We start from the raw sequence: 19,987 nt of genomic DNA on the forward strand, positions 1-19,987 counted from the left end.
CTTCGGGTGCCGCTCCAGCCCATAATCGAGGCCAGTTTTCCGCTGGCCGTGAGCCGATAATGACAACAACGACCGAATTGCCCGATTTGCCCGCCGACGCTCCCCGCAAGGGCCGCAAGAACAACCCCGAGAAAACCCGCGAGAACATCCTCCAGGCGGCCATCACCGAATTCGTCCAGCAGGGCCTTTCCGGCGCCCGCGTGGACGCCATCGCCGAGCGCATGCACACCTCCAAGCGGATGATCTACTACTACTTCGGCAGCAAGGAGCAGCTCTACGTCGAAGTGCTGGAGAAGCTCTACGGCGACATTCGCAGCACCGAAGGCCAGCTGCACCTGGCCGAACTCGAGCCCTCCATGGCGATCCAGCGGCTGGTGGAATTCACCTTCGACCACCACGACCGCAACGTGGATTTCGTGCGCATCGTCTCCATCGAGAACATTCACTACGGCGAGTACGTGAAGCAGTTCACGGCGATCCGCTCCATGAGCACCACCATCCTCGACACCATGGGCGAGGTGCTGCGGCGCGGGCAGGCCGAGGGCCTGTTCCGTCCGGGGATCAATCCGCTGGACCTGCATCTGCTGATCAGCTCCTTCTGCTTCTATAGGGTGTCCAACCGCAACACCTTCGGGCAGATCTTCCAGATCGACCTGACCGACGACGAGGTCAAGGCGCGGCACAAGGCGATGATCTGCGAGTCGGTGCTGCGTTACCTGCAGGCCTGAGTTCCTCCTTCGCCAGCGCCCTGCCTGCGAGGTAGCCGAAGGTCATGCCCGGCCCTAGGGTGATTCCGCCGCTGGGGTAGCGTCCGTCCATCACGCTGGCCATGTCATTGCCCACCGCATAGAGGCCGGGGATAACCACCCCCTGGCCGTCCAGCACCCGCGCCGTGGCATCGGTGCGCAAGCCGGCGAAGGTGCCAAGGCTGCCGGGAACCAGTTTCAGTGCGTAGAACGGGCCCTGGCGCAACGCCCCGAGCGACGGGTTGGGACCGTGCAGCGGTTCGCCCTGGGCCTGGTTGTAGGCCGAAGCGCCACGCTGGAAGTCAGGGTCCGCGCCGCGCTCGGCGTGGGCATTGAAGGCCCGCACCGTGGACTCCAGCTGCGCGCCATCGATGCCGCACTGGCGCGCCAGCTCCGCCAGGCTGGCGGCCTTGTGCAGGTAGCCGTTGCGCACGTAGCCAGCGGTGGGGAAGGGGAAGGGTCGCGCCCAGCCCAGGCCATAGCGCCGTTGTGCGCGTTGGTCGCAGATCAGCCAGGCCGCGGGTTCCTCGCCCGGCGCTGTGCAGCGCAGCAGCGCATTCATGAAATCGTGGTAGGAATCCGCCTCGTTGGTGAAGCGCTGCCCATTGCGCAGCACGGCGATGAAGCCCGGCTTGGCGCGTTCCATCAGGTGCGGGAAGGCGCTGAAGCTGCCGTCCGTCCGGGGCACCCGGGAAACCGGCGCCCAGGCGGCGGGGCTGGACAGGTCGTCCGCTACCTGCGCACCCACCGCTTCACCCAGACGCAGGCCGTCGCCGCTGTTGCTGCGGGGGGCGGCGGAGAGATGCTGGTGGCCGAACAGCTGGGTGGTGCGCTGGCGGTCGTGGGGGAAGCCGCCGCAAGCCAGCACCACGCCACGCCTGGCGAATACTTCCAGGGTGCGTCCGTCCTGCTCCAGCTCGGCACCGATCACACGCTCGCCATCCCGCAGCAGGCGCCGGGCGGCCGTGCCGGTTTCCAGGCTCACGTCCAGGTCCAGGGCGCTGCGCAGCAGCCGCGCCACCAGGGCATTGCCATTGACCAGGTGCAGGCCACGGCCATGCAGCAGACGGTCGCGCCAGTGGCGCAACAGGCGCCCAGCTATATAGAGGGCCGAACGGGGCGAGCGACGGGCATTGAGGAAGTGGTTGAGGTCCGCGCCACCGGCTATGCCCATGCCGCCGAGGCTGATCAGGTCCAGGGGCGGACGCAGCGCCTGCAGCCAGGGTCCGAGCTGGCGACCGTCGTAGGGTCGGGCGCAGAGGGAGCGGCCACCACGGGCGGCGCCGGGGCTGTCGTGCATGTCCGGCATGCGGCTGCCGGAGTAGAAACGCACCTGGGTGTGACGCTCGAAGAACTCCACCATCTCCGGGCCGTGGCGCAGGAAGGCGCGCTGGCGCTCATCCAGCGCGTCGGTTTCCAGCTCGTTGCGCAGGTAGGTTTCCACCGCTTCCTCGCTGTCCTCGATGCCTTCGGCGCGGGCCAGCGGGTTGCGTGGAATCCACAACCAGCCGCCGGACCAGGCGCTGGTACCGCCCAGTTGCGCGGCCTTCTCCACCACCAGCACCTCCAGGCCCTGGTGGGCGGCGCTGACCGCCGCCGCCAGGCCAGAGGCGCCGGAGCCGATCACCAGGACGTCGCACTGGCGTTGGGTAGCCCTGTTCATTGCAGCGGGGAGAAACCGGTGGGGCGCATCAGGCGCGATTCCAGATGCACCACGGCATCCAGTTCCTTGTTCAGGCGGCCGAACTCGGCCCAACGCGGGTCGGCGGCCATCTTCGCGCGACGCTCGATGCGCTCGTCCAGGCTCTCGTAGGCCCAGATATGCACCACCTGGTTGGCTTCGCCGAACTCGGTGGTGAAGAAGCCCACCAGCTTGCCCAGGTGCTCGGTCTGCAGCTCCAGGCAGTGGCTGCGGTACAGGGCCAGCCAGTCGGCCAGCTTGGTGGGCTTGATGGTGTAGGTGCGCAGTTCGTAATACATGGGGTTGTCCTCAGAGGTTGGCTTGCAGGTGGTTGGCGGCATGGCAGGCGGCGAGGTAGCCGAAGGTCAGGCCCGGACCCAGGGTGATGCCGGGGCCCGGGTAGGTGCCGTCCATGATCGAGTTCATGTCGTTGCCGGCGGCGTAGAGGCCGGCGATGGGCTGGCCCTGGCGGTCCAGCACGTTGGCGTTGGCGTCGGTCACCAGGCCACGGGCCGAGCCGAGGTCACCGGTGTCGACGCGAATGGCGTACCAGGGTGCGCGGCCCAGCGGTGCCAGGCAGGGATTGGGCTGGTGGTGCGGGTCGCCCAGGGACTGGTTGTAGCTGGTGGAGCCCTTGCCGAACTGGCGGTCGACGCCGGCGCGGACATCCTCGTTGTACTGCGCCAGGGTCGCGGCCAGGCCTTGCGCATCGATACCCAGCGCGCCGGCCAGCGCTTGCGGGCTGTCAGCGCGGTGCAGGTAGCCAGCCTTGACCAGGGCGCTGTTGTCCACCGGGTTCGGCCGCGCCAGGCCCATGCCGTAGCGGCCCATGGCCTCGGCATCGCAGATCAGCCAGCAGGGGGTGTTGCCGTCCCGCTGCATGGCCTGGACGAAGCTGTGGTAGGAGTTGGCCTCGTTGGTGAAGCGCTGGCCTTGGCGGTTGACCGCGATGATTCCCGGCTTGGCACGGTCAGTCACCAGATGGGGAAAGCGCTCCAGTTCGCCACCGGGCCGTTGCAGCACCGACACCGGTGCCCAGAAGAAGTTGGCCGCCATGGCTTCACCGGTGGCGGCGTCGACTTCGGCCCCCAGGGCCAGGCCGGCACCGTCGTTGCTGGCCGGGGACATGGTCCAGTGGGCGCTGCCGGTATCCGGGCGGAAAGACGCGGCCATCTCGCCGGCGGCGAAACCACCCATGGCGCAGACCACCCCGGCGCGGGCGCGGACCTGCAACGTCTGGCCGTTCTTGCGCACGCGCACGCCGACCACCCGGCCGTTCTCCACCAGCAGCGACTCGGCGCTGCTCTCCAGCCACAGCTCCACCCCGCGCTCGAAGGCGCTGGTGGCCAGCCGGGCGATCATGGCGTTGCCCACGGTCAGGCGGGTGCCTCGTTCATGGCCGAGGCGGTCCAGCCCATAGCGGGCCATCAGCTTGATGCAGTGCCAGAGGGAGCGGGGCGAGCGGCGGAAGCTGAGGAAATGCTGGATATCGACGCGGTTGACCATCATCCCGCCGAACAACAGCATGCCTTCCGGCGGGCGCCGCAGCTGCTTGAAGCGCGTGCCCAGTCGGCGGCCGTCGTACTCCACCATCTCCAGGGCGCGGCCACGGTCGGTGGCGCCGTCCTCCAGCGGGTAGTAGTCCGGCGAGAAGGGGCGCAGGGCGTAGGCCAGTTCGGTGTGCTGCTCGAGAAAACCCAGGGCCTCGCGGCCGTGGCGAATGAAGGCGTCCACCAGTTCGGGCTTGTAGCCGGCACCGATGGTCTTCTTCAGGTAGGTGCGGATCGCCTCCACGCTGTCCTGGATGCCCGCGGCGCGGGCCTGGTCGCTGTCGAAGATCCACACGGCGCCACCGGAGATGGCCGAGGTGCCGCCGAAGTGCGGCGACTTCTCCAGCATCAGCACGGAGAGCCCCTTGCAGGCGGCGGTGTTGGCGGCGGCGAAGGCGGCGGCTCCGCTGCCGAGGACGATCAGGTCCCAGCTACCCGCCAGTTGTTCGGGAGGTTGCACGGCAGTGTTCATGGCGGGACTCCTCAGGCGTCCAGGGGCATCACGCCCATGTGGGCGCCGAGGTTGCCCATCTGCGCGCGGGCCATTTCCGGGCCGGTCTGGATGCGGCAGCCGAGGTTGCGGGCGAGTTCGAGGAACGGCGTCAGCACCGGGCTGGTCACCACGTCGGCCACCAGGGCGGCGGGGGACAGGGTTTCCAGCAGCACGCCGGGCAGCGGTGTTTCACCGGTGCCGCCCATGCCCACCGGCGTGGCGTTCACCACCAGGTCAAAGGCCTCGAGGCTTGCGTAGCGATTGCCGATTTCCAGCTGCGGGAAGGCGGCCTGGAGACGCTCGGCGAGGGCTTGGGCGCGGGGTTGGTCGAGGTCGGCGATCACCAGCTGGCGCACACCACCCTCACAGAGCGAGTAGGCGATGGCCGCGCCGACGCCGCCGGAGCCGATCACCAGCGCGCGGCGTTCGGCCGGCTGGAAACCATGGGCGCGGGCCGCCTTGAGGAAGCCTTCGCCGTCGACGTTGTCGCCCAGCAGGCGGCCGTCGGCTTCACGGCGGATCACGTTCACCGAACCCAGCGCGGCGGCGCGCTTGCTGAGGCCGTCGAGCTGGCTGGCCAGCACCTGTTTGTAGGGCACGGTCACCACGCAGCCGCGCAGGTTGTTCCAGCCGCGCAGGGCCTGGATGAAACCGGCGAGGTTCTGCTCGGCCATGTCCACGGCGATCATCGCCAGGTCCTGGCCGTTCTCGGCGAACCAGGCGTTGAAGTTCTCGGGCGATTTAACCTGGGCGATGGGGCTGCCGATGATTGCCACCAGCTGGGTCGAACCACGGATCATGTCGATCTCCTGGGTTTGTTGTTGTGCCGGCAGTATTGCCGGCACCCCAGGGGCGGCCAATGAAGCCGAAGGAGGTTTTGGTTGTTTATCGCAGTGGTGATGCGATAATCGCAGTCTTTAGCGAATTTGATCGGGTAGGGCGATGAAAACACCGGTGATCCACCCCCGCGACCTGATCGCGGGGCTACAGAAGGGCCTGGCCCTGATGCAGCTGTTCAGCGACGAGCACCCGCGCCTCTCGGTGCCCCAGGCGGCCGCCCTGTCCGGGCAGACCGCCAGCGCCGCGCGGCGCTTCCTTCTGACCCTGGTGCACGAGGGGTTCGCTGAAACCGACGGCCGCCAGTACTGGCTCACCGCCAAGGCGTTGCGCATCGGCCAGGCCTATGTGGACTCCGCGCAGCTGCCACGGATGCTGCGGCCGATCGTCGAGCAGGTGGCGCGGACGACCCAGGAGCATGTGTCGGTGGGCCTGCGCGATGGCGACGACATCGTGCACATCGTGCGCAGCCGCTACAGCCATATCGCCTCGCTGTCGATCCGTCCCGGCTCGCGGATGCCCATGTACTGCACGGCCAGCGGGCGCATCTGGCTGGCGTCGTTCAGCGAAGAGGAGCTGGAGGCGTACCTGGCGCGGGTACCGCTACGGCGGCTGACGCCCTTCACCCGCGCGGAGATTCCCGAGTTGCGGGACGAGCTGCGCAAGGTGGCGGCCCAGGGTTATGCGGTGGTGGACCAGGAATACGAGGCGGGGATGTGCGTGCTGGGCGTGCCCCTGACCAATCGCAAGGGCGAGCTGAAGGCCAGCCTGACGATCACCACCCATGCCTCACGCATGAATGGCGACGAGATGCGCCAGCGCTACCTGCATGCCCTCTATGAGGCCCAGGCGCTGTTGAAGCCGGTGCTGGATTGATCGCTCCTACACGGGCGTGTGGCACCTACCTGTAGGAGCGAATTCATTCGCGAAGCAGGCCAAAGGCCTGCCGTAGGTTGGTGCAGAGCGTAGCGAAGCCCAACGCTTTCGATGGGTTTCGTACCTCACGGAACGCCGCCCGACCCATCCTACGGGAGCGTCACTCACCCATTCATGCTGGTGAAGTGCGCCACCATCCGCTGGGCGTCGGCGCTGCGGCCGCTGAACAGCTCGAAGGCCTTCACCGCCTGGAACACGGCCATGGTGCCGCCGTCCAGGGTGCGGCAACCGATGCTGCGGGCATCCCGGAGCAGCTCGGTTTCCAGCGGGAAGTAGATGATCTCCGCGACCCACAGCTCCGGCCGCAGCAGGTTGGCGGCCACCGGGGTGCCCGGCAGCTTGGCCATGCCGATGGGTGTGGTGTTGACCAGGCCATCGGCCTCGGCCATCGCGTTGGCCAGGTCGCTGCCCAGCGCCGCGCGACCGGCGCCGAAATGTGCGTTGAGGTTGTCCACCAGGGCCTGGCCACGGACGGCGTCCACTTCGAACAGGGTCAGTCGCTCGACGCCTTCGGCCAACAGGGCATGGGCCACCGCGGAGCCGGCACCACCGGCGCCCATTTGCACCACCTGGCGGCGCTGCACATCGGGCAGGCCACGGCGGAAGCCTTCGGCGAAGCCGAGGCAGTCGGTGTTATGGCCGACGCGCTTGCCGTCCTTCAGCACCACGGTGTTCACCGCGCCGATACCGGCCGCCTCGGGGGAGAGTTCGTCCAGCAGCGGAATGATCGCCTGCTTGCAGGGGAAGGTGATGTTCAGCCCGGTGTAGCCCATGCGTTCGGCGGCGCCGAGCAGGTCGGGGAGGGCGCTGCTGTCCAGTCTCAGCTGGTCCAGGTCGATCAGCCGGTACAGGTAGCGCAGGCCCTGGGCGTCGCCTTCGCGCTCGTGCATGGCGGGGGTGCGCGAGGCCTGGATGCCGGCACCTATCAGGCCGGCGAGAACGGAGGAGGTGTTCTGGGTCATGGCAGTCAAACCTTGGAAAACAGCTGGCCGAAGTGTTGCAGCGCCAGGCTGTAGCCTTGGCTGCCGAGCCCGCAGATCACGCCGACGGCGATGGCGGACACGAAGGAGTGGTGACGGAATTCTTCGCGCTTGTGCACGTTGGAGATGTGCACTTCGATGACCGGCAGATCGGCGGCCACCAGGGCGTCGCGGATCGCCACCGAGGTGTGGGTCCAGGCGGCGGGGTTGATGACGATGCCGGCGCAGCGTCCGCGTGCCTGGTGGATCCAGTCGATCAACTCGCCTTCATGGTTGGTCTGGCGGAAGTCCACCTCGAAGCCCAGCCCGGCGGCGGTTTGGCTGCACTGGGCAGCGATGTCGGCGAGGGTTTCATGGCCATAGTTGGCGGGCTCGCGGGTGCCGAGCATGTTCAGGTTCGGGCCGTTGAGGACCAGGACGGTACGGGTCATTGCAGCGGTGTCTCCATTGTTGTTCTAGCCCCGGCGACAGCACCGGGACGCAATGGATAGAAAATGTACGAACTAGTTAATTACGTCAATTTGCCCCAGGGGGTTCTGTGCGGTTATCGGACGTGTAGCTGTTCCGTTTGTCTTCAATGCCACTGGGCGACGCTACACCGCCGTCTCGACCCATGTGCCATGCTGGTGCCCTTCAAGGAGGAAATGCCCGTGTTCGAACCCTATCTGAACCAGTGGCGGCTGCAGCCCGAGGGCGCCCCCATCCATACGCCGGGCAGCGATCTGCTGCCGGTGCGCTTCGAAGGTCGGGCGGCGATGCTCAAAGTGGCTCATGACGATGAGGAACGGATCGGCGCCCGGGTGATGGCCTGGTGGGCCGGCGACGGCGCCGCCGAGGTGTATCGCCAGGACGAGCAGGCATTGCTGATGGAGCGGGCCACCGGCCCGGGTTCCCTGATGCGCATGGCCCTGGACGGGCAGGACGATGAGGCCAGCCGCATCGCCTGCGCCACCATCGCGCGTCTGCATCGGCCCCGGGGCGCGCCGCCGGCGGGGTTGGCCAGCCTCGAAGACTGGTTTGCGGCGCTGTTCCTGGCGGCCCGCGAGGTCCCGGCGCGCTTTGCCGAATCGGCGGCCATCGCCCGCGGATTGCTGGGCTCCCAGCGTGACGTGGTGGTGCTCCACGGCGATGTTCATCACGACAACGTGCTGGACTTCGGCCCCCGTGGCTGGCTCGCCATCGATCCCAAGCGGGTCCTGGGCGACCGGGGCTACGACTACGCCAACCTCATCTGCAACCCCGAACTGCCCACGGTCACCCGCCCGGAGCGCTTCCATCGGCAGGTCGCGGTGGTGGCCGAGGCCTCCGGCCTGGGGACGACGCGCCTGCTGCAGTGGGTGGCGGCCTACGCGGGGCTGTCCGCCGCCTGGTTCCTGGAGGACGGCGATGAGACGTACGCCGACTCCGACTTCCAGGTCCTGGCACTGGCCCTGGATGCCCTTGCCGGCAACGGCGCGAGGCATTCCGGCTAGGTGCCTCGGCCGTTCTCCAGCATGTCCTGGATTTCCTGGGTAGCGACGCGGGTGCGCCTGGCGAGGTTCTTCACCTCGTCCGCCACCACCGAGAAGCCCCGGCCCACTTCGCCGGCGCGGGCGGCCTCGATGGCGGCATTTAGGGCCAGCAGGTTGGTCTGGTCGGCGATGGCCTTGATCACCCCGACTACCTGGGCAATCTGTCCGTAGGTGGCCTGCATGGCGGCCTGCTCCCGCTGGCGCGCGGCCTCGGCCTGCTTCTCGTCGCTGATGTCGCGCACCGCGCCGGTCACTCGCAGCAGCACGCCGCGTTCGTCCCGCAGGCAGCGGGCTCGCTCGCGGAACCAGATTTCCCCTCGTGACTTGTGGCGCATGCGGTACTCGGCCACGTAGCTAGCCTCCGGGTCAGGGTCGCGCAGCAGCTCGCGGAACTGCCGCATCACCTGCTTGAGGTCCTCGGGGTGGGCGACCTGGTTGTAGCTGTCCCAGCCATCGGGCAGCTCGGTGCGGCTGTAGCCGATCAGCGCGCAGAAACGCTCGGACCAGTGGATGCTGCTCTGCGGGTGGTCGGCGTCGCCATGGGCCACCAGCAGGTCCCAGGTGCCTTCGGTGAGGGTCTGGCGCGCCAGCTCCCAGGCGCGCCGTTCCTGGTCCCAGGCGGCGAGGCGCTGCTGTTGTTCGCCGAGTAGCTGCCGGGCTGTGTCCAGCTGAGCCTGTAGCAGGGACTGGCGGGCGAGGCCATCGTCCAGTTGCCGCTGCAACTGGCCCAGCTCCGCCTCGGTGCAGGGCGGTGGGGGTTCGCGCAGCGTGTCGGTTTGCTGTTGCCAGGCCAGGCGCAGGCGCTCCAGGGACTGACGCAGGAGCGGGTGCACCGCCAGTTGTCCGCTGGGCTCGATGGCCTGGCCATTGAGCAGGCGCGCTATCCATTCGCAGAGTTGCGGCGCCAGTCGCGTCGCTTCGTTGTTGAACCACATGACAGCTACTCCCGGACGTGCGCCGCCGCACGGCGCACGTCGCCACGTCAGAAGGTCTTGCTGACTCCGGCCACCAGGGTGGCGGAACAGAGGTCGTCGAAGCCCAGGTAGTTGGCGCACTCGGCCCGGGACAAGTCGGTATCGACATAGCTCAGCGACCAGTCGAGGCCGAACAGGTTCTTGCCGAGTTTCACTTCCCACTCGTCGTAGCTGTCGCGGGTGGCGCCGCTGGCCGAGATCCACACCGGGTCCTTGTAGTCCACCCAGCCGTAGCGGGCTTCCAGGCTCACCTCGCCAGGCAAGGTGAAGCCATAGCCGAGGTAGCTGTAGAGCATGCTCTGGTCGCCCATCAGGTCGTCGGAGTAGTAGCCGCCCAGCTTGGCGCCGTAGGCCTTCAGTTCGGCGAAGTACTCGCTGTAGTTGAGACCGCCTACCTTGGGATAGACGTACTTGTACCAGGCGACATCCAGGCTCACGTCGTCGGTGGCCTGCCAGTAGTAGCCGACGTAGCCGTCCAGCTCCTGGCGGGTCTTGCTGCCGAGGCCGAAGTCCACGTTGGAACTCCAGACCCCGGCGTACAGGCCGCTGGAGTGGAGCAGGGTAGCCGAGCCCTGCACCGCCGGGTCGCCCTGGGTCTGGGACAGCCCGCGCATGCGGTAGTCGCTGAAGACGCCGGCTTCCAGGGCCAGGCTGAAGTCGTCGTTGAGGGTAATGGCCGAGCTGAGGTTGCAGTGGGCCAGCAGGGTGCCGGCCACGGCCATTTTCAGGGCGTGGTTCAAGGGACTATCTCCTTTTTTCTTCTTGGGGTGGGTGCTTCAGAGCCAGCGGCGATCGCGGGTGAAGGCAATCGCCAGCCAGCGGTTGGGGCCTTCGCGGCCAATGGCGGCGGCGATCTCCGCGCGTAGGTCGTCCAGTTCGGAAACCTTCCAGCGGTCCATGGCTTCAGGCAGCACGATCTGGATTTCCACGAACAGCCCCCGGCCGATCTGCGCCACCGAGTGGGAGCTGCATTCGAAGCCGTAGCGCCGGGTCATGCCCGCCATCAGCCCGCTGATTTCATGCTCCAGCGCCTCGGGGGTGATACGCAGGACCTGCTTCACTGCCTTGATCACCGTGCGCAGCGGGCCGGGGATCAGCAGCAGGGAGAGCAGGGCGAGGACCGCCGGGTCGATGTAGGGCGTCAGCCATTGCCAGGACGTGTCTTGCAGCAGGTAGCCGACGACGAAGGCGGCCAGCAGGGCGGCGGTGATCAGGGTGGAGATCAGCCAGCTCTGGATATCGAGCTGGATCAGCTCGGACTTCAGCTTGCGGTTGTGCCGCCTTTGGTAGCCGAGCATCAGCACCGAACAGGCGAGGGTGAGCAGCGCATAGACCAGCGCCGCATCGAAGGCCAGGGCGTGGCCACCACGCAGCAGGCCGCCGATGGAGTTGATCAGCGCATAGACGCAGAGCAGCACCAGCACGCTGCCGTTGAGCGCCAGTACCAGCGGCTCGAAGTGCCAGTAGCCTTGCTGGAAGCGCCTTCCCGGCTGCTTCACCAGCAGCCGCGAGACCAGCAGCGCGAGCAGCGCCATGCAGGAGTCGATGGCGTTGAACAGGCCATCGAAGACGATGGACTGCGAGCCCGACCAGAGGCCGAAGGCGATGCCTCCACAGGCCACCAGGGCGGTGGCCAGGATCGACAGCTTGAGGATGCGTTGTTCGATCCCGGCCATCCCGAGATGCCTCCTTTACAGGTCCAGGGTGAGGGTGGCGGTGCGCGCGCGGGACACGCAGACCATCATCACGTTGTTGCGCGCGCGTTCGGCGTCGGTGAGCAGCATGTCGCGGTGGTCCACTTCGCCCGCCAGCACCCGCGTCTCGCACATGCCGCACACCCCCTGCTCGCAGGAGGTGGACACGCTGCAGCCGGCGTCGCGCAGGGCCTGCAACACGCTGCGGTCGTCCGCCACCGGCACTTCCATGCCGCTGCGGGCGAGGATCAAGGTGAGGCCCTGGCCATTGGCGGCGCCGGGCGCCGGGGCGGCCGGGGCGAAACGCTCCAGGTGCAGGCGCTCGGCCAGGCCTTCCACCGCGAAGCGCTCGCTGAGCGCGTCCAGCAGCGGCGCCGGGCCGCAGCTGTAGGTGTGGCGGTCGTCGGCGGCCAGGGCGGCGATGGCTTCCAGGTCCAGCAGACCGGTTTCGTCCGCCGGCTGGATGGATACCCGCTCGCCGCCCAGGGCCAGCAGCTCGTCGATGAAGGCCATGGAACGGCGCGAACGGCCGCCGTAGACCAGCTGCCAGTCGGCGCCGGCGCGCTCGGCCGCGCGGGCCATGGCGAGGATCGGCGTGATGCCGATCCCCCCCGCGACGAACAGGTAGCGCTGGCCCGCTTCCAGCGGGAAGGCGTTGCGCGGGCCACGGATGGCAATGCGCTGGCCCACCCGCAGGCCATCGTGCACCTCTCGCGAACCGCCGCGACCCTTGGCCTCCAGCAGCACCGCGACGCACAGGCGCGTGTTATCCAACGGGTCGCCGCACAGCGAGTACTGGCGCACCAGACCCGAGGGCAGCAGCAGGTCGATGTGCGCCCCCGGGTTCCATGCCGGCAAGGGCGTGCGCTCCGGTGCGCGCAGTTCGAGGGAGATCACCCCTTCGGCTTCCAGCCGCATGCCAGTGACCTGTACCTCGAGCTGTGCAGCCAGGGCGCTCACGGCGCCACCCGCTGCTCGCCCACCAGGCGAACCGGCGCATGCTGGCCGCGCTCGATGAACTCGCGGAAGGCTCGGCGGTAGTTCATGGTGTAGAGGTCGGCGGCGGTGGAATGCTCGACATGGTTGCCGTCCCAGTCGATCTCGCGCGGGATGATGGTGGCGGCCACCGGCAGGTCTTCCAGGTACAGCAGCTCTTCCACGCGCAGGCATTCCTGCAGGTCGCCGCCGGTGTAGTCGCGGTCGTTGGCCACGGCCCAGAAGATCTTCACGTGGTCGTAGGCGATCGGGCAGGGGAAGCCGGCGACGATGCGCTTGCCCAGGCGCTCGTAGTCGTAGGTGATGGCCACCAGACCCGGCGCGACGATGTGGTAGTTCATCATGCAGTCGCCGTCGTTGGCCCACTCGCCCTCGCAGGAGATCAGCGGGCGATCCATCCACACGTCCAGGCCTTCGCGGCGCACGTTCAGCGGCTCCACCTGCGGGTTGAGCTTGCCCATCATGCCGCGGTGGATGTAGGCGAAGTGCGCCACGTCACCGAAGTTCTCCACGGCCACGGCCACCCCGGTAGGCGAGTCCAGCGGTTCGGCGGCCAGCCACTCGAGGTTCAGCTCGCGCCATTCGGCCAGGTCGTAGAGATCGAACAGCGGCTCTTCCAGGGCGGTCCAGACATGCCCGTAGCGCTCCTGGCAGGCGAGGGTGCGGATGGCGGCGGCCTGGGGGATCTTGCACTGGTCTTCCAGGGCCGGGATGTGGCTGCACTTGCCGTTCTCGCCTGAGAACTGCCAGCCGTGGTACGGGCAGGCGATGTTCTCGCCATGCACCTCGCCCAGGGACAGGTCGGCGCCACGGTGGGGACAGCGGGCTTCCTGCACCACGACCTTGCCGGAGGCGGTGCGGTAGACCACCAGCTTCTCGCCCAGCAGGGTGGCGGACTGCGGCTTGTCCAGGTCGACGGAACGGGCAACCGGGAACCACTGGCGGCGCATGGCCTGTTCGGCGCGCTGGCGTTGGGTCACTTCAGTAGTCATGGGATTTCCTCACAGGTTGTTCTTGTTGTTCAGATGCCGACGACCAGGGCGCCGCCGTTGACCGGCAGGGCCTGGCCGGTGATGAAGGCGGCTTCGTCGGAGGCGAGGAAGGCCACGGCGGCGGCGATTTCCTCGGGATGGACCAGTCGGCCCAGGGGGATGGCGGCCTTCTCGGCCTCGATGTACTCGTCGGGCACCATGCGGGTGAGGATGGCGCCGGGGGTGATGGCGTTGACCAGGATGCCCTCGCCGACGAACTCCTTGGCCAGGGTCTTCATCAGGCCCAACTGGCCGGCCTTGGACACCATGTAGGCGTAGGAATGGCCGTCCGGCACCTGGCCCCACTGCGAGTTGATGAAGATCACCCGGGGCGCGCGGCTCTTGCGCAGGTGCGGCAGCGCCGCACGGGTGAGGAACAGCGGGGCGCGGATGTTGATCGACAGCAGGCGGTCGAAGTTGGCGTCGTCGGTCTCTTCCAGGCCGGTCATGGAATAGATCAGGCCGGCGTTGTGCACGAGGATGTCGAGCCCGCCCAGTCGTTCGGCCACCGAGGCCACCAGGCGCTCGGCCAGGCCGCGGTCGGTGATGTCGGCGGCGATCGCTATGGCCTTGCCGCCGGCGTCAATGATTTCCAGCGCGGTGGCCTGCGCCACGTCGGCATCGATGTCGACGATCGCCACCGCCGCGCCACGGGCCGCCAGCAGGCGGGCGTGGGCACGGCCGGCGCCGCGGCCGGCTCCGGTGACGAGGGCGACGCGGCCTTCCAGGCGTTGGGCGGCCGGCGACAGGGCGAGCACCGCCTCGGGCGCCTGGGTAGCCAGGGCCCCTTGGGTTGCAGCAGTCATGGGGTTTCTCCGATAGCGGGTGGGTCAGACGGTCTTGTGCGGCTGGGTGACGTAGAACATGTTGCCGTCCGGGTCGAACATCGGGCGGTAGCGGTAGTGGGTGCCGTTGGGGTGCTGCCACTCGATGGGCTCGGCGGTCACCCATTCCACCTTGCCGTCCAGGTAGTCGATGGCGGCGTCGAGGTTCTCAACCTCGAAGGCGAAGGAGTCGAAGCCCGGCTTGTCTTCCAGGTTCACCGCGGTGCGGCGCTCCACCGGGGTGTCGTTGGTGGTGTGGAAGATGTACAGGGTGACGTTGCCCATTTCGATGGCGGCCCACTTCTCTTCAGCCACGTAGGGCAGGAAGAAACCCAGGCCCAGGGTGCCGTGGTAGAAGTCCACCAGGCGCTGCACGTCGGGGGTGAGGATGTCCATGTTGTCGAGGCGTTTGAGCTTGAGCATGGGAATGGCTCCGTTGTTGTTGTCGGGGGTTAGAGGTGACGGCAGGGGCCGCCGGGCAGCGCCTGCAGCGTGCCGGCGAGCACATCGAGGGTGATGCTGGCGAGGGTCGCGTACTGGCCGGTCTGCGGCAGGTCCGCCGCCGGGTGGCAGCACAGCGCACCGGTGCTGCCCAGGTGGCTGTTCAGCGCCGTGAGCAGGTCATGGGTTTCGAGCCCGGCACGCCCGGCCAGGCGCCGGCGCAGCAGGTCGTAGCGCACCAGGGTGTCCGGGTAGGCCGCAGGCTCGGTGTCGAACGGCCGCACCGCTTCGGCCAGGAAGTGGTTGGTGTGGATCAACAGCCCGTTGTCGTCCGGGAACACCAGGGCCGGGCCGCCGGGGTGCAGCTCCACCGACACCGCCGCGCTGGCGCCTTCCACCGCCGCCACCAGGGTCAGCACGCTGGAGGCGGAAACCCCGGCGGCGTGGCACAGCAGCATGGCCTGGTTGATGTCGCCGCAGCTGTCGAGGATCCAGCGCGACAGCACGTGCACCGGCACGCCGATGCGCTCGCCGTCGCGCTGGTGGTGAAGGATGTTGAAGTGGGTGCCGAGCCCACGGTTGTTCACCCCCGGTTTGCCGACGATGCCGAACTCGGTGACGGTGGTGGTCAGGCGGCCATCGGCATGGGGAATCTCCCAGGTCAGCCAGGTATCGGCGAACTCGGCGTACCAGTCCCAGGTCTGCGCCGTCACCGGCGCACCGAAGGGGTTGGCCTGGACCACCGTGGAGCATTCGCCGCGCAGTTGCGCGCCGAGGTAGGCGAGGATCTCGGTACGGGCGTTGATCGCGCCGATGAACTCGGCGTCGATCCCCGCGCCCTCGGCAATGCCGAGGATTTCTTCGTGCAACGGCGCGGCGAAGGCGGCGATCTGCTCCAGCGCCTGGGCGCCGAGGGCGCCCACGTCATAGGGGCGGGTGGCGACACGCTGGAACAGGCCTTGGTAATTGCTCACCGTCATGGCGATCTGGCGGGCGTGGGCGTCGCCGAATTCACGGCCGCGCTCGCGCGGCGCAAGGACGCTGGAGCGGAACAGGATGCTCATCAGGCCACCTTCTTCAGTTGCGGTTCGACCTGGCGGGCCACTTCGTCCAGGCGCGCGAACCAGACATCGCCGTCGCTGACCATGCGCTCCACCAGGCGCTCCAGCTGCTCGAAGCGGGCGGCGCGGCCGATCACTTCCGGGTGCATGGTGAAGCTGGTGTGGCGGCCGTCGCGGCGGGCCGACTCGTACTCGGCCAGCCAGGTGTCGGCGAGGGTGCGCGGGTGGGTGAAGTTGCCGCCGTTGTCGATGCCCCAGCCGAACATCGGCCAGTCATCCAGGGACCAGTGCACCGGCAGTTCTAGGATCGACTGGCCGTTCCAGGTCTCGAAGTAGGGGCGGTCGTCGCCCATGCAGCTGGAGTCGTAGACGAAGCCCTTGGCCAGGACCAGCTCGAAGGTCTCCGGGGTCAGCTCCCAGGAGGAGGAACGGTAGCCGGCGGGTTTCGGCGCGCCGGCCCGGGCCAGGGCGTCCAGCCCCCGTTCCATTTCTTCCAGCTGCTGCTCGGCCGAGATGCGGTCGCTGCGCAGGTGCATATGGCCGTGGTGGCCCACTTCGTGGCCATCGGCGAGCAGTTGCTCCACCAGCTGCGGATGCAGGTCGGCGGTGTGGCCGGGCACGAAGAAGGTGGCGCGGATACGGTGCCGGCGCAGCAGTTCGAGGATGCGCGGTACGCCACGGGTGACGCCGAAGCGGCCCTCGGAGAGGCTGGTCAGGCGGCGCGCGAAGCTGGGGCCCTCGCCCAGCAGTCCGGCTTCGGCGTCCACGTCGAAGGTCAGTGAAACGGCGACAGGGCACTTGTTCGGCCACTGCACGTGGGCCTTGTTATCGATGCTCATCAGGGCGGTTCCTAGTTGAGGTGCGGTTATCAGTGAAAGGGCGCGGCGGCGGGCTGGGCCCGGTCCTGCAGGCGACGCAGGAAATACAGCACCTGGGACAGGGCGAGCACGGCGATGGCGATGCCGACTTCCTTCAGGCCGCCGTAGCCGGTGATGGAGGCGCTGGTGGTGCCGACCACCAGGATCAGTCCGTCGAACAGCACCAGGCCCACGGCGATGGCGACCCAACCACGGCCCAGGCGGATCGGCCGGGCGGCCTCGGGACGGTCCTTGCGCAGCACCACGAAACCGGCCACCGCCAGCAGGTGGGCGAGGACGTAGCCGACGTTGCCGGCGACTATCACCGCCAGGGCATTGCCCACGAACAGCACCAGGGCGACGTTGATCAGCAACTGCACGGTGACGGCGCGAGCCGGTACGCCGGCGCGGTTGAGGGTGCCGAACTGGCGCACGGTCAGGCCGTCCAGCGAACTCTGGTAGAGGGCGCGGCCGGCGTCGGCGGTGCCCATCACCGAGAGCACCAGGATGCCGGCGATCAGCACCAGGGTGATCAGCGCGGCGCCACCGCCCAGCAGCACCTGGGCGCCGATCTGGAGGAAGCCGTAGGGGTGCTCGGCCAGGGTTTTTTCACCCAGCAGGCCAGCCAGGCCCAGCGGGGTCAGGGTGAACACCAGCAGCAGGATCAGCGCGGAGATACGCAGGGCCTTGCGGGTATCCGGCACGGTGTCGCGGAACTCCGGGATGAAGGAGGCGGCGGCTTCCACCGCATAGGCCGACCAGGCCATCACGAACAGCCAGGCCAGGACGGTGCGCAGGCCGGCGGCGTCGGCGCTGATGCCCCAGCTGAAGCTGGCGGTGCTCCAGCCGCTGGCGAGGAAGCTGCCGCTGAATATCAGCACCGGGATCATCAGCAGCACGCCGGCGGCGGTGATGATGATCATGGTGAAGCGCAGGTTGACCATGGACAGGGCCCAGGAGAACAGCGCCACGCCCAGTGCGATCAGCTGCGGCAGGTCCAGCTGCATCACGCCGATATCGAGGCTGTAGCTGGCGTTGGGGAAGAACTGTTCGGTGAGGATCTGCGCCACCGCCAGGCCCCAGATCGCCGGCGCGGTGGCCCAGGCGAACCAGTAGGCGTAAGTGGCCAGCGGGCCGAGGCAGGGGATGCGCCGGCTCCAGGCTTCGTTGGCGTAGAGGGCGATGCCGCCGGACTTGTCGCCGAACATGGCGCCCATTTCCGAATAGAGCCAGTTGTGCAGCACGGCGACCACGGCGATCAGCGCCCAGAGGGCGATGGCGGCCCAGGCACCGATGGCGCCGATGGAGTAGCCGAGGCCGACGAACAGGGCCGCCGGGAGGCTCAGGGTGATGGCCACCCCATCCCACCAGCGAATGGTCTTGGCAAGTGCCGCGGAGTGTCCGGAGCCTGGATTGGCCTGTTGCATGTGCATCGCCCTCATCTTGTGTCGTGTTTTGTTGTTGGGTCGCGCGATGAGTTGATGCTAAGTCGTTTATTTGCGCATGTATACGTTTATGTCGATTTAAAATACGCATTGCGCAATATGAGTGTAATAAAAATACGCATTGCGCCAAGATGGCACGGCGAATGCACCAGGACGGAACCCGGGCCGCAAGGCCCGTGCTTGAAGGGTCGGGGCAAATCAGTGGCAGGAAGGTGGAACACCTGTGCGCGAAAATGGCCTAGGTGGGATTGCGCAATGCGCGAAGGGATTCAGTGGATTTTGCGCAGTTGGCGGATGAACGGCGGGGATTTCGGAGGGGTGGAGTCGTAGCCCGGATGAAATCCGGGAGCGTTGGTCGGGGTTTGCCCGGATTACATCCGGGGCTGGATCACCCCTCTCCCTTCGGGAGAGGGGATGGCGGTGAGGGATGTATCGGCTCGATGGCGCACCTTAGGGATACGCGCGGGGCACGATCACGAATGAATTCGCTCCTACGAAAACGCTGCGCGATCACTCTTCGGTCGATTGAACCGTGGGGATGGTGAAGCGGATCTTGTGCACCTTCACTTCCTGCATCACCCGCACTTCCTCCACGCCGGGCAGGCTGCGCACTTTCTGCTGCAGGGCCCAGAGGCTCTCGTCGTCGCGGCAGAGCACCTGCACGCAGACATCGGCGCTGCCTAGGGTGGTGGAGAGGTAGCTCACTTCGCTCCAGCGGCCGAGGGTGTCCACCACCCGGTCGTGGTCCTGGGGCGCCACGGAGACGAAGAACAGCGCCAGCTTGGCCTGGCCGAGCTTCGAGGGGTTGGTGAAGGCAAGGATCTGCAGGATGCCCTGGTCCTGCAGGCGCTTGACCCGGGTGCGCACCGTGGCTTCCGGCACCGAGAGGTTGCGGGCGACTTCGCGGAAGGCCCGGCGGCCATCTTCCTGGAGTTCGCGGACGATTTCGTAGTCCAGCGGGTCGAGAATCGAGTTGGGCATCGGGACGGGGATTCCATGGCAGGGCCGTTGCGGCACAGGGCTCCGAGGCTACCAGATTTCCATCGATTCAGAAGCGCGTCGCGGCACAAGGGAGGGTGTGGGGGCGAATGAGTTCGCCCCCACAGGTACTCCACCTCAGCGCCGGGTGATCACCACCTCCAGGTACTCGCTGGGAATGACCAGGGAATCCGGCCCGGCGCGGTTGTAGCGCTCGAGCAGTTCCAGCAGGTCGCTTTCCAGGGCGGCGGCACCGTCGGCCGGCAGGGCGGCGAAGGCCTTGTGCACCGGTCCGTACCAGGTACGGAAGACTTCGAGGAAATGCGCCGGCGAGCGATAGCGGAAGTTGAACAGGCGCCGCGCCGCCGAGATTTCCCGGGCGCTGTCGTCGAACAGCTCGCGCAGGTTGGCTTCCACGCCCCAGCGTGACGGCGGCAGTACGCCGGGTGGCGGTGGCAGGTGACGGCCGAGGGTCTTGAACACCTGGCCGATGAAGCCTTCCGGTGTCCAGTTCGCCAGGCCGATGCGTCCACCTGGGCGGCACACCCGGGCGAGTTCGGCGGCGGCCTTGGCCTGGTCGGGGGTGAACATCACGCCGAAGGTGGACAGCACGACGTCGAAGCTGGCGTCGGCAAACGGCAGGTTCTCGGCGTCGGCACCCTGGAACTTCACGTCCAGGCGCTCGGCCTGGGCGCGCTCGCGGCCACGTTCCAGCAGGGCCGGCACATAGTCGGTGGAGGTCACCTGGCCGCCCCGGCGCGCGGCGGCCAGGGTGGCGTTGCCGTTGCCGGCGGCCACATCCAGCACGCGTTCGCCGTAGCGCAGGTCGCAGGCTTCGGCCAGCAATTCGCCGACCAGTTGCAGGGTGGTGCCGATCACGGCGTAGTCGCCGCTGGCCCAGGAGGCCATCTGCCGGCTTTTCAGTGCTTCAAGATCAGTTGCGGTGGTCATG

At 67.7% G+C, this 19,987-nt stretch carries 21 protein-coding genes; 3 read left to right on the forward strand and 18 right to left on the reverse strand.

Annotated elements, in window-relative coordinates; all coding sequences use genetic code 11:
- The first annotated feature begins 59 nt into the window (after window positions 1-59).
- Window positions 60-728, forward strand: a complete 669-nt coding sequence (locus PCA10_RS12965) for a TetR/AcrR family transcriptional regulator (protein WP_016492543.1) — start codon at window positions 60-62, stop codon at window positions 726-728.
- On the opposite strand, the gene PCA10_RS12970 is transcribed toward PCA10_RS12965, so the two are convergent.
- Genes PCA10_RS12970 through PCA10_RS12985 form a run of 4 tightly spaced genes read right to left on the reverse strand, consistent with a single transcriptional unit; the run spans window position 670 to window position 5,270 of the window.
- The gene (locus tag PCA10_RS12970) at window positions 670-2,409 is read right to left on the reverse strand and encodes an FAD-dependent oxidoreductase (protein WP_016492544.1); all 1,740 of its coding nucleotides are present in this window, start codon (window positions 2,407-2,409) and stop codon (window positions 670-672) included. The genes PCA10_RS12965 and PCA10_RS12970 overlap by 59 nt on opposite strands.
- A complete protein-coding gene (locus PCA10_RS12975; protein WP_016492545.1) occupies window positions 2,406-2,726 on the reverse strand; it encodes an NIPSNAP family protein in 321 nt (106 codons plus the stop codon). The genes PCA10_RS12970 and PCA10_RS12975 overlap by 4 nt, the downstream gene beginning before the upstream one ends.
- 10 nt (window positions 2,727-2,736) lie before the next feature.
- Entirely contained in the window at window positions 2,737-4,449 is a 1,713-nt protein-coding gene (locus tag PCA10_RS12980; RefSeq protein ID WP_016492546.1) for an FAD-binding protein, read from the reverse strand.
- 11 nt (window positions 4,450-4,460) lie between these two features.
- On the reverse strand, window positions 4,461-5,270 hold the full coding sequence (locus PCA10_RS12985) for a shikimate dehydrogenase family protein (protein ID WP_016492547.1): 810 nt from the start codon (window positions 5,268-5,270) through the stop codon (window positions 4,461-4,463).
- Between the two features lie 142 nt (window positions 5,271-5,412).
- Between PCA10_RS12985 and PCA10_RS12990 the strand changes: the two genes are divergently transcribed.
- Window positions 5,413-6,183 (forward strand): IclR family transcriptional regulator domain-containing protein, encoded by a 771-nt coding sequence (locus PCA10_RS12990; protein ID WP_016492548.1) that lies wholly within the window; start codon window positions 5,413-5,415, stop codon window positions 6,181-6,183.
- 164 nt (window positions 6,184-6,347) lie between these two features.
- Here PCA10_RS12990 and PCA10_RS12995 read toward each other — a convergent pair whose 3' ends face one another.
- Both PCA10_RS12995 and aroQ read right to left on the reverse strand, forming a co-directional pair.
- Complete coding sequence (locus tag PCA10_RS12995) at window positions 6,348-7,205, reverse strand: shikimate dehydrogenase (protein WP_016492549.1); 858 nt, start codon at window positions 7,203-7,205, stop codon at window positions 6,348-6,350.
- Between the two features lie 5 nt (window positions 7,206-7,210).
- Window positions 7,211-7,654 (reverse strand): type II 3-dehydroquinate dehydratase, encoded by a 444-nt coding sequence (gene aroQ / locus PCA10_RS13000; RefSeq protein WP_016492550.1) that lies wholly within the window; start codon window positions 7,652-7,654, stop codon window positions 7,211-7,213.
- 219 nt (window positions 7,655-7,873) lie between these two features.
- On the opposite strand from aroQ, the gene PCA10_RS13005 reads away from it, so the two are divergent.
- Window positions 7,874-8,695, forward strand: a complete 822-nt coding sequence (locus tag PCA10_RS13005) for an aminoglycoside phosphotransferase family protein (RefSeq protein WP_041770701.1) — start codon at window positions 7,874-7,876, stop codon at window positions 8,693-8,695.
- On the opposite strand, the gene PCA10_RS13010 is transcribed toward PCA10_RS13005, so the two are convergent.
- The 12 genes from PCA10_RS13010 to PCA10_RS13060 all read right to left on the reverse strand — a co-directional run bounded on the left by PCA10_RS13010 (window position 8,692) and on the right by PCA10_RS13060 (window position 19,986).
- Window positions 8,692-9,669 (reverse strand): methyl-accepting chemotaxis protein, encoded by a 978-nt coding sequence (locus PCA10_RS13010; protein WP_016492552.1) that lies wholly within the window; start codon window positions 9,667-9,669, stop codon window positions 8,692-8,694. The two genes, PCA10_RS13005 and PCA10_RS13010, sit on opposite strands and share 4 nt — an antisense overlap.
- Before the next feature lie 47 nt (window positions 9,670-9,716).
- Complete coding sequence (locus tag PCA10_RS13015; protein ID WP_016492553.1) at window positions 9,717-10,448, reverse strand: TorF family putative porin; 732 nt, start codon at window positions 10,446-10,448, stop codon at window positions 9,717-9,719.
- A gap of 36 nt (window positions 10,449-10,484) precedes the next feature.
- Window positions 10,485-11,384, reverse strand: coding sequence for a cation diffusion facilitator family transporter (locus tag PCA10_RS13020; protein ID WP_016492554.1), 900 nt, complete (start codon window positions 11,382-11,384; stop codon window positions 10,485-10,487).
- A 15-nt stretch (window positions 11,385-11,399) separates the two neighbouring features.
- Window positions 11,400-12,362, reverse strand: a complete 963-nt coding sequence (locus PCA10_RS13025) for a PDR/VanB family oxidoreductase (protein ID WP_016492555.1) — start codon at window positions 12,360-12,362, stop codon at window positions 11,400-11,402.
- On the reverse strand, window positions 12,359-13,390 hold the full coding sequence (locus tag PCA10_RS13030) for a Rieske 2Fe-2S domain-containing protein (protein WP_016492556.1): 1,032 nt from the start codon (window positions 13,388-13,390) through the stop codon (window positions 12,359-12,361). The genes PCA10_RS13025 and PCA10_RS13030 overlap by 4 nt, the downstream gene beginning before the upstream one ends.
- 29 nt (window positions 13,391-13,419) lie before the next feature.
- Window positions 13,420-14,235 carry an SDR family NAD(P)-dependent oxidoreductase gene (locus tag PCA10_RS13035; protein ID WP_016492557.1) on the reverse strand — a complete coding sequence of 272 codons (816 nt, stop codon included), beginning with the start codon at window positions 14,233-14,235 and terminating at the stop codon, window positions 13,420-13,422.
- Window positions 14,236-14,259: 24 nt separating this feature from the next.
- Window positions 14,260-14,676 carry a VOC family protein gene (locus tag PCA10_RS30805; protein ID WP_016492558.1) on the reverse strand — a complete coding sequence of 139 codons (417 nt, stop codon included), beginning with the start codon at window positions 14,674-14,676 and terminating at the stop codon, window positions 14,260-14,262.
- A gap of 29 nt (window positions 14,677-14,705) precedes the next feature.
- Window positions 14,706-15,758, reverse strand: coding sequence for a C45 family autoproteolytic acyltransferase/hydolase (locus PCA10_RS13040; protein ID WP_016492559.1), 1,053 nt, complete (start codon window positions 15,756-15,758; stop codon window positions 14,706-14,708).
- A complete protein-coding gene (locus PCA10_RS13045; RefSeq protein WP_016492560.1) occupies window positions 15,758-16,594 on the reverse strand; it encodes a polysaccharide deacetylase family protein in 837 nt (278 codons plus the stop codon). Before PCA10_RS13045 ends, PCA10_RS13040 begins: the two co-directional genes overlap by 1 nt.
- Window positions 16,595-16,623: 29 nt before the next feature.
- The gene (locus PCA10_RS13050; RefSeq protein WP_158491044.1) at window positions 16,624-18,039 is read right to left on the reverse strand and encodes an APC family permease; all 1,416 of its coding nucleotides are present in this window, start codon (window positions 18,037-18,039) and stop codon (window positions 16,624-16,626) included.
- A gap of 528 nt (window positions 18,040-18,567) precedes the next feature.
- Window positions 18,568-19,038, reverse strand: a complete 471-nt coding sequence (locus PCA10_RS13055; RefSeq protein ID WP_016492562.1) for an Lrp/AsnC family transcriptional regulator — start codon at window positions 19,036-19,038, stop codon at window positions 18,568-18,570.
- A gap of 135 nt (window positions 19,039-19,173) precedes the next feature.
- Window positions 19,174-19,986 carry a class I SAM-dependent methyltransferase gene (locus PCA10_RS13060; protein ID WP_016492563.1) on the reverse strand — a complete coding sequence of 271 codons (813 nt, stop codon included), beginning with the start codon at window positions 19,984-19,986 and terminating at the stop codon, window positions 19,174-19,176.
- Window position 19,987 lies beyond the last annotated feature (1 nt).

Source organism: Pseudomonas resinovorans NBRC 106553 (assembly GCF_000412695.1).
Classification (GTDB): Bacteria; Pseudomonadota; Gammaproteobacteria; order Pseudomonadales; family Pseudomonadaceae; genus Metapseudomonas; species Metapseudomonas resinovorans_A.

Excerpts from the sequence above, each read along its gene's own strand:
- PCA10_RS12965 (WP_016492543.1), top strand. The coding sequence starts at position 60 with ATGACAACAACGACCGAATTGCCCGATTTGCCCGCCGACGCTCCCCGC.
- PCA10_RS13060 (WP_016492563.1), bottom strand. The coding sequence starts at position 19,986 with ATGACCACCGCAACTGATCTTGAAGCACTGAAAAGCCGGCAGATGGCC.
- PCA10_RS13040 (WP_016492559.1), bottom strand. The coding sequence starts at position 15,758 with ATGAGCATCCTGTTCCGCTCCAGCGTCCTTGCGCCGCGCGAGCGCGGC.
- PCA10_RS12985 (WP_016492547.1), bottom strand. The coding sequence starts at position 5,270 with ATGATCCGTGGTTCGACCCAGCTGGTGGCAATCATCGGCAGCCCCATC.
- PCA10_RS13020 (WP_016492554.1), bottom strand. The coding sequence starts at position 11,384 with ATGGCCGGGATCGAACAACGCATCCTCAAGCTGTCGATCCTGGCCACC.
- PCA10_RS12980 (WP_016492546.1), bottom strand. The coding sequence starts at position 4,449 with ATGAACACTGCCGTGCAACCTCCCGAACAACTGGCGGGTAGCTGGGAC.
- PCA10_RS30805 (WP_016492558.1), bottom strand. The coding sequence starts at position 14,676 with ATGCTCAAGCTCAAACGCCTCGACAACATGGACATCCTCACCCCCGAC.
- PCA10_RS12995 (WP_016492549.1), bottom strand. The coding sequence starts at position 7,205 with ATGACCCAGAACACCTCCTCCGTTCTCGCCGGCCTGATAGGTGCCGGC.
- PCA10_RS13050 (WP_158491044.1), bottom strand. The coding sequence starts at position 18,039 with ATGCAACAGGCCAATCCAGGCTCCGGACACTCCGCGGCACTTGCCAAG.
- PCA10_RS12970 (WP_016492544.1), bottom strand. The coding sequence starts at position 2,409 with ATGAACAGGGCTACCCAACGCCAGTGCGACGTCCTGGTGATCGGCTCC.
- PCA10_RS13045 (WP_016492560.1), bottom strand. The coding sequence starts at position 16,594 with ATGAGCATCGATAACAAGGCCCACGTGCAGTGGCCGAACAAGTGCCCT.
- PCA10_RS12975 (WP_016492545.1), bottom strand. The coding sequence starts at position 2,726 with ATGTATTACGAACTGCGCACCTACACCATCAAGCCCACCAAGCTGGCC.
- PCA10_RS13055 (WP_016492562.1), bottom strand. The coding sequence starts at position 19,038 with ATGCCCAACTCGATTCTCGACCCGCTGGACTACGAAATCGTCCGCGAA.
- aroQ (WP_016492550.1), bottom strand. The coding sequence starts at position 7,654 with ATGACCCGTACCGTCCTGGTCCTCAACGGCCCGAACCTGAACATGCTC.
- PCA10_RS13035 (WP_016492557.1), bottom strand. The coding sequence starts at position 14,235 with ATGACTGCTGCAACCCAAGGGGCCCTGGCTACCCAGGCGCCCGAGGCG.
- PCA10_RS13030 (WP_016492556.1), bottom strand. The coding sequence starts at position 13,390 with ATGACTACTGAAGTGACCCAACGCCAGCGCGCCGAACAGGCCATGCGC.
- PCA10_RS13010 (WP_016492552.1), bottom strand. The coding sequence starts at position 9,669 with ATGTGGTTCAACAACGAAGCGACGCGACTGGCGCCGCAACTCTGCGAA.
- PCA10_RS12990 (WP_016492548.1), top strand. The coding sequence starts at position 5,413 with ATGAAAACACCGGTGATCCACCCCCGCGACCTGATCGCGGGGCTACAG.